Origin of the sequence: Azospirillum sp. ST 5-10, assembly GCF_051225715.1 — a bacterium.
Taxonomy (GTDB): Bacteria; Pseudomonadota; Alphaproteobacteria; order Azospirillales; family Azospirillaceae; genus Azospirillum.
The window spans coordinates 25,899-32,586 of the sequence record NZ_JBPJSP010000047.1 but is presented as its reverse complement, the minus strand read 5'-3'; the positions used below and the strand labels follow the sequence as shown (position 1 = coordinate 32,586).

Sequence of the window (6,688 nt, the reverse complement as noted above, 5' to 3'; positions counted from 1 at the left end):
CCGGCGCCGACAGCCGCACCATCTACGTCGACAACGTCCGCGTCGGCGACAGCTCGGCCAGCCTGGCGAGCATGATGTCCCGGGACGCGGACGACACCGCGTCCTCCGGCGGCAACTCGTCGGCGGGCGGCGGCTCCACGGAAAACGACGCGACCGACACGACGACCCAGCCGACGGACACGGCCGGTCCGGACACCTCGTCCGGCAGCTCCTCGTCCGGCGACTCCTCGTCGGGCAGTTCCTCGTCCGGCAGCTCCCCGTCGGGCAGCGCGGGGGCGGGCGGCACGGGATCGACGCCGTCCGCGCCGGAGCCGGCGGGCGCTGCGGCGACCGACGGCGCCGACCATCTCGCCGGCAGCGTCGCCGCCGACGTCATGAGCGGCGGGGCCGGGCAGGACACGCTGTCGGCGGGCGAGGGCGCTGACGTCCTGTACGGCAACCAGGGCGACGACCGGCTGTTCGGCAACCAGGGCGCCGACGTCCTGTTCGGCGGTCAGGACGGCGACGCCGTGTTCGGCGGCCAGGACGGCGACACCGCCTTCGGCAACCTCGGCAACGACGAGCTCTACGGCAACCTCGGCAGCGACGCGCTGTTCGGCGGCCAGGGCGACGACCATCTGTTCGGCGGCCAGGGCGACGACGTCCTCGCCGGCAACATGGGGGCCGACACCATGGCCGGCGGCCTCGGCGCCGACCGCTTCGTCATCGGCCAGGCGGGGACCGGCGTCGATCATGTCGCCGACTTCACCGCTGCCGAGGACCGCCTCGACCTGTCGGCGGTGCGGGCCGCCTTCGAAGCGGCGACCGGGACCGAGCTGACGGCCGAGCACCTGGCCTTCATCCAGGCCGGCGCCGCCACCGAGGTGCAGGTGGACGCCGACGGCGCGGGCGCCGGCGGCTTCGCGACGGTCTGCGTCCTCGACGGCGTGCTGGCCGGCGATCTCGATCTCGGCGGCAACGTCCTGCTGCACGACAGCGGGACCGACACCGTCGTCTGACGGGCGGGGCGGGGCGGAAATCGGCGGACGGACATTCCGGTGTAACAGAGCGGCGCTATGGTCCCGCCTCGACCACCGCCCGACCACCGCCGCCCAACCATCGAGGCCGGCCATGAGCCGCACCGCACCGCCCGACCGCCCCCTCCATTGCGCCTGCTGCGGGCGCCCGTTCCACCGCGCCAGCCGCCGTGGACCGGCGCCCCTCTACTGTTCCAAGGACTGCCGCGGCCAGATCCGCGTCCGGGCGCAGGTCTGGCGCCGGAACGCCGCGGCCGCCGCCCCTCACGAGGTGACGGAGCGCCGCCGGGCCTGACGGCGGTCCCGCAGCGCCGCCAGGGCACGGGCCGCCGCCTCGCTGACGCCGGCCCAGTCGCCCGGGGCGGGCTGGCGGAACAGGCGGGCGCTGGGATACCACGGGCTGTCGTCGCGCTGCAGCAGCCAGCGCCAGTCCGGCCAGTGCGACAGCAGCACCCACACCGGCACGCCCAGGGCGCCCGCCAGATGGGCCGGCGCGGTGCAGGACGACACCACCAGATCCAGATTGACCATGATCGCCGCCGTGTCGGCGAAGTCGCCGATCTCCGGGCCGAGGTCGGTGAAGCCGGGCGGCAGCGCGGCTCCCTCCAGGTCGCGGCGGCCCGCTCCGACCTGGAGGGCGTAGAAGCGCACCCCCGGCACCGCCAGCAGCGGCCGCAGCGCCGCCAGGCCCGGCGAGCGCGCCCGGTCGGCCGGGAACACGGGATTGCCGGCCCACACCAGGCCGACCGCCGGGCCCGCGTCCTCGGCGGTCCCGCCCAGGCGCTGCCGCCACGCCGCCGCCCGCCGCGGCTCGGCGTGGAGATAGGGCACGGCGGCCGGCAGCGTGTCGAGCGTCGTCGCGAAGACGCGCGGCAGGCTCAGCAGGGGGCACTGGACGTCGAAGGCGGGCAGGGGCGTCCCCTGGGCGACCACCTCCGCCACCCCGGCGACGGTGCGCATCAGGGCCACCAGGTCGCGGCCGACCTCCACCACCACCCGGGCGCCGCGGGCCGCCACCAGCGGCGCGTAGCGCACGAACTGGATGGCGTCGCCGCGTCCCTGCTCCTCGTACAGGAGGATGGTGCGCCCGGCGATCTCCTCGCCCTGCCACTGCGGCTGCGGGAACCCGCGCGGCCTGGTCGGGAAGTTCGGGATGGCCCAGCGTGCCTCGTAGCCGTCCCACGCCTCCCGGCATCGGCCGGCCAGCAGCAGGGCCAGCGCCCGGTTCCAGCGGACCATGGGCTCGTGCGCGGCGAGGCGCTCGGCACGGTCGTGGCCGGCCAGGATCTCGCCGATGCGGGCGGGGTCGGCGACCGCGTTGGCGCGGTTCGCCAGGGCCGCCGCCAGACCGGGATCGAGGGCCAGGGCGCGGTCGAACGCCGCCACCGCCTCGGCGGCGCGGCCGGCGCGCCGCAGCATCCGGCCGAGCAGGTCCCACGTCGCCGTCGCCGCGGGCTCGATGCGCAGGGCGCGGCGGGCGGTCCGCGCCGCGGCGGCCCCGTCGCCGGCCTCCGCCAGCAGATGGGCGAGCCGGTCGAGGGCGGCGGCGAGCGCCGGGGCGAGGGCCAGGGCCCCGCGCAGCGCCGCGGCCTCCGCGTCCGGTCGGCGTGCCTCGCCGAGGGCGCGGCCGAGGTCGAGGCGCGCCGGCAGGTTCATCGGGTCGAGCCGGGCGGCGGCGCGCAGCGCGTCGACGGCCGCGGCATCGCCGAGCTGCATCCGGACGAGCCCGAGATGGTGCCACGCCTCGGCGTTGTCCGGGCGCACGCGGACGGCGCGGTCGAGCCACGCCGCGGCCTCGGCGGCGCGGCCGAGCGGTTGCAGGGAGAGGGCGAGGCGGTGTGCCCCCTCGCCGAGGTCGGGCTGCAGGGACAGCAGCCGCCGGGCGGCGGCGGCGGCCCGGCCGTGACGGCCGCCGGCCTGGTCGAGCAGGGCCAGCGACGCCGCCAGCTCCGGCGAATCCGGAAGCCTGCCGAGGGCGGCGTGGAAGGCCTCCGCCGCCTCCGCCTCGCGACCGAGGGCGCGCAGCACCTTGGCGTGGTTGGCGTGGTAGTCGCCGACCTCCGGGCGCAGCGCCGCCGCCTTGGCGATCAGCGCCTCGGCCGACTGGAGGCGGCCCGACTGGCCGTGCAGCAGGCCCAGCAGGTGCAGCGCGTTCGGCTCCTCCGGCACGGCGTCGAGGATGCGGACGTACAGCGCCTCCGCTTCGGCGGTGCGGCCGGCGAGTTGGTGGTCCAGCGCTATGCTCAGCGCCTCCTGGACGGTGGCCATGCGGACGGTCCCTGTGGTGGCGGACGATTATGGGACGCCGGCCGGCGCTTGCAACCGTCGATCCCGCGGCGCCCGCCCGGAACCGCCCGCCCGGCCGCCGGTTGAGCCTGCACGCCCCGGCGCCCGCGCATCGTCCCCAGAGGGCGCCGGGCGGACCGGCGCACCGCATCCCACGCGCACGGGAGAGACCGCCGATGGCCAAGCAGATTCCCCTGTCGCCCGAGAGCAGCGCCGTCACTCCCGAGATCGACGCGGCCCATCACGACCACACGCACGAGATCGCGCCCGACCTCGCCTATCGCCGTCTCGGCATCGTCAACGTGGTGTTCCTCGGCCGCCCCGGCGCCGGCGACCGCGGATGGGTGCTGATCGACGCCGGCATTCCCGGCACCCGCAGCTTCATCGAGAGCGCCGCGGCCGAGCGCTTCGGCCGGGGCGCGCGGCCGGCGGCCATCGTCATGACGCACGGCCATTTCGACCATGTCGGCGCGCTGGAGGATCTCGCCGCGGCGTGGGACGCCCCGGTCTATGCCCACCCGCTGGAGCGCCCCTACCTCGACGGCACCGCCGCCTACCCGCCGGGCGACCCGTCGGTGGGCGGCGGCGCCATGGCGGCGCTCGCCCGCCTCTACCCGCGCGGCCCGGTGGACGTCGGCTCCCGGCTGCGCAGCCTGCCGGAGGACGGGACGATCGCGGAGATGCCGGGGTGGCGCTGGCTCCACACGCCGGGGCACAGCGTCGGCCACGTCTCGTTCTGGCGGGAGGACGACCGGGCGATGATCGTCGGCGACGCCTTCGTGACGACGGACCAGGAATCGGCCTACGCGGTGGCGGTGCAGCGCGCCGAGATGCACGGGCCGCCGATGTACTACACGGTGGAATGGGACAAGGCCCGGGACTCCGTCGCCCGGCTGGCGGCCCTGGAGCCCGAACTGGTCGTCACCGGCCACGGCGCGGCGATGCGCGGCGCCGAGATGCGGGCGGCGCTGCAGCGACTGGCGCGCGACTTCGACCGGATCGCCGTGCCCCGCCACGGGATCTATCTGGAGCGGCCGGCGCGGGCCGAAACCGGCGGCGCCTACCGTGACCCGCGACGGTAGAGAACACGGACCGTGTCGGCGTAGAATGGTTGGAAAACGGGTGGAGGAACGGTCATAATCGCCGGCCCCGGCGTCCCCGGGGTGGCGGCCCTCGGCGTCGTCCCACACCTCAGGAACAGGAACGGCGTTGTCCACCAGTCGCGCGGCCGAGATCGAGAAACGGCAGGAGCCGTCCGCCGCGCCGTTTCCCCGCGGTGTCCGCTTCCTCGCCTCCCTGGCGGAATGCGTCCTGGACGAAGGCGCCTTCGCCGTCGTCTACACCGGCCCCGACCTGCGCTGCCGCCATGTCGATGCGCGCTTCGCCGCGCTGCTGCGGCTGGACCCGGCGGCGGTGCCGGGGCACCCCGTCGATGCCCTGCTGCGCGAGGCCGCCCCGGCCGTCGCCGGGGCGTTCCTGCGGGCCGCGGAGACCGGTCGCGCGCAGCCGGTGGACGGCACCCTCGGCGGCTCCCTCGGCGGCTCCCTCGATGGCGCCGCCGGCGAGGCCGGCCGGGGCCCGGTGCGGCTGACCGGCACCGTCGTTCCGCACCGCGGCGCCGGTGGCGCCGTGGCCGGCTTCCTCGGCATCCTCCGGGACGTCGGCGGCGGCCGGACCGCCGGCCTGGACACCCGCCGCGACCCCGTCGTGGCGGCGCTGCTCGACGCGGCGGTGGACGGCATCATCATCACCGACGGGCGCGGCGTCATCCGCTCCGTCAACCGCGCCTGCTGCACCCTGTTCGGCTTCGACGAAAGCGAGTTGCTGGACCGCAACGTCGCCGTTCTCATGCCGTCGCCGTTCGCGCGCGACCACGACCGCTACATCGACGTCTACCGGGAGACCGACCGGGCGAAGATCATCGGCATCGGCCGGGACACGCTGGGCCGGCGCAAGGACGGCACGGTCTTCCCGATCCACCTCAGCGTCGGCGAGGCGAAGGTGGGCGCCGAGGCGGCGTTCGTCGGCATCATCCGCGACATCTCCGACCGGCTGGCGGCGGAGCAGCGCGCCTCCTACCTCGCCCGCCACGACCCGCTCACCGGCGTGCTGACGCGCGCCGCCTTCCTGGAGGAGTGCGAGGCCGTGCTGGGAGCGGCGGCGGACGGCGGGGCGTGCTACGCCCTGTACGCCCTCGACGTCGACCAGTTCAGCGACATCAACGAGGCGTTCGGCTTCCACGTCGGCGACGCCGCCCTGAAGACGCTGGTCGGCCGGATGGCCGAGGTGCTGCCCGGCGACTCCCTCGTCGGCCGCGTCGCCGCCGACGAGTTCGCGGCGCTGGCGCGGCTGCCGCAGGCCGACGCCGGGCGCACGCTGGCGGAGGCCCTGCACGACCGGCTCACCGCCTCCATCTTCGCCGACCGCCACTGGGTGCGGCTGCGGGTGTCCGTCGGCGCCGCCGTGCTCGACCGTCCCGCGGAGGGGCTGGAGGAACTGAGCGCCCGGGCCAAGCTGGCGCTGCAGTCGGCGCAGCACGGCGGCGGCAACGCCGTCTGCCTCTACACGCCGGAGATGGCGGCCGCGGCGGCACGGCGCGCGCTGCTCACGGTGCATCTCGCCCACGCCATTGAGCGCGGCGAGCTGCACCTGCTCTTCCAGCCCATCGTCGCCGGGGCCAGCGGCCGGATCGTCAGCGCCGAGGCGCTGCTGCGCTGGACGCATCCCACGCTGGGGGGCGTGTCGCCGGGCGAGTTCATCCCGGTGGCCGAGGAAAGCGGGCTGATCGTGCCGATCACCGACTGGGTGCTGACCACGGCCGTGGACCAGATGGCGGCGTGGCTGGCCGAGGGAGCCATGCCGGAGCGGGTGTTCGTGAACATCTCCGGCCAGCAGTTCCTGCGCGGCAACCTCACGCACCGCCTGGCCGAACTGCTGGAGGAGCACCCCGCCCTGCACGGGCGGCTCGGCCTGGAGATCACCGAGCAGGCGGCGGTGCACGACGTCAAGGCCGCGGTGCGCATCCTCGACGAGCTGGCGAGCGTCGGCGTCCAGGTGGCCATCGACGATTTCGGGTCGGGCTACTCGTCGCTCAGCTACGTCCAGCAGCTGCCGGTCACCAAGCTGAAGATCGACCGCTCCTTCATCATCGGCCTTCCCCACGACGCCAAGAACGCCGCGCTGGTGCGCGCCGCCATCGGCATGGCCCACGGCCTCGGCCTCGCCACCGTCGCCGAGGGGGTCGAACTGGACGAACAGCGGGAGTTCCTGCGCGGCATCGGCTGCGACATGCTGCAGGGCTATCTGTTCGGCCGGCCGATGCCGGCCGACGCCCTCGCCGATCTGGTCCGCGGTCAGGACGCGCCGGCCTGAGCGTCCGGTCGGCG

The 6,688-nt window shown here is 75.6% G+C and carries 5 protein-coding genes; 4 read left to right on the top strand and 1 reads right to left on the bottom strand.

The window, feature by feature from the left end; genetic code table 11:
* Both ACSBPG_RS30340 and ACSBPG_RS30335 read left to right on the top strand, forming a co-directional pair.
* Window positions 1-998: calcium-binding protein (locus ACSBPG_RS30340; protein ID WP_435540996.1), on the top strand; the 998-nt coding region annotated here is incomplete at its 5' end.
* Between the two features lie 112 nt (window positions 999-1,110).
* Window positions 1,111-1,311 carry a hypothetical protein gene (locus ACSBPG_RS30335; RefSeq protein WP_435540995.1) on the top strand — a complete coding sequence of 67 codons (201 nt, stop codon included), beginning with the start codon at window positions 1,111-1,113 and terminating at the stop codon, window positions 1,309-1,311.
* Here the strand turns inward: ACSBPG_RS30335 and ACSBPG_RS30330 are convergent.
* Window positions 1,281-3,284: a tetratricopeptide repeat protein gene (locus ACSBPG_RS30330; protein ID WP_435540994.1), complete on the bottom strand. Its 2,004-nt coding sequence runs from the start codon at window positions 3,282-3,284 to the stop codon at window positions 1,281-1,283. The genes ACSBPG_RS30335 and ACSBPG_RS30330 overlap by 31 nt on opposite strands.
* Window positions 3,285-3,478: 194 nt before the next feature.
* Here ACSBPG_RS30330 and ACSBPG_RS30325 point away from each other — a divergent pair, with 194 nt between their 5' ends.
* On the top strand, window positions 3,479-4,384 hold the full coding sequence (locus tag ACSBPG_RS30325) for an MBL fold metallo-hydrolase (RefSeq protein WP_435540993.1): 906 nt from the start codon (window positions 3,479-3,481) through the stop codon (window positions 4,382-4,384).
* 127 nt (window positions 4,385-4,511) lie between these two features.
* Window positions 4,512-6,674: a putative bifunctional diguanylate cyclase/phosphodiesterase gene (locus ACSBPG_RS30320; RefSeq protein ID WP_435540992.1), complete on the top strand. Its 2,163-nt coding sequence runs from the start codon at window positions 4,512-4,514 to the stop codon at window positions 6,672-6,674.
* Window positions 6,675-6,688 lie beyond the last annotated feature (14 nt).

What these genes read in the sequence shown, in the direction of transcription:
- ACSBPG_RS30325 (WP_435540993.1), top strand. Translation starts at nt 3,479, where the DNA reads ATGGCCAAGCAGATTCCCCTGTCGCCCGAGAGCAGCGCCGTCACTCCC.
- ACSBPG_RS30335 (WP_435540995.1), top strand. Translation starts at nt 1,111, where the DNA reads ATGAGCCGCACCGCACCGCCCGACCGCCCCCTCCATTGCGCCTGCTGC.
- ACSBPG_RS30330 (WP_435540994.1), bottom strand. Translation starts at nt 3,284, where the DNA reads ATGGCCACCGTCCAGGAGGCGCTGAGCATAGCGCTGGACCACCAACTC.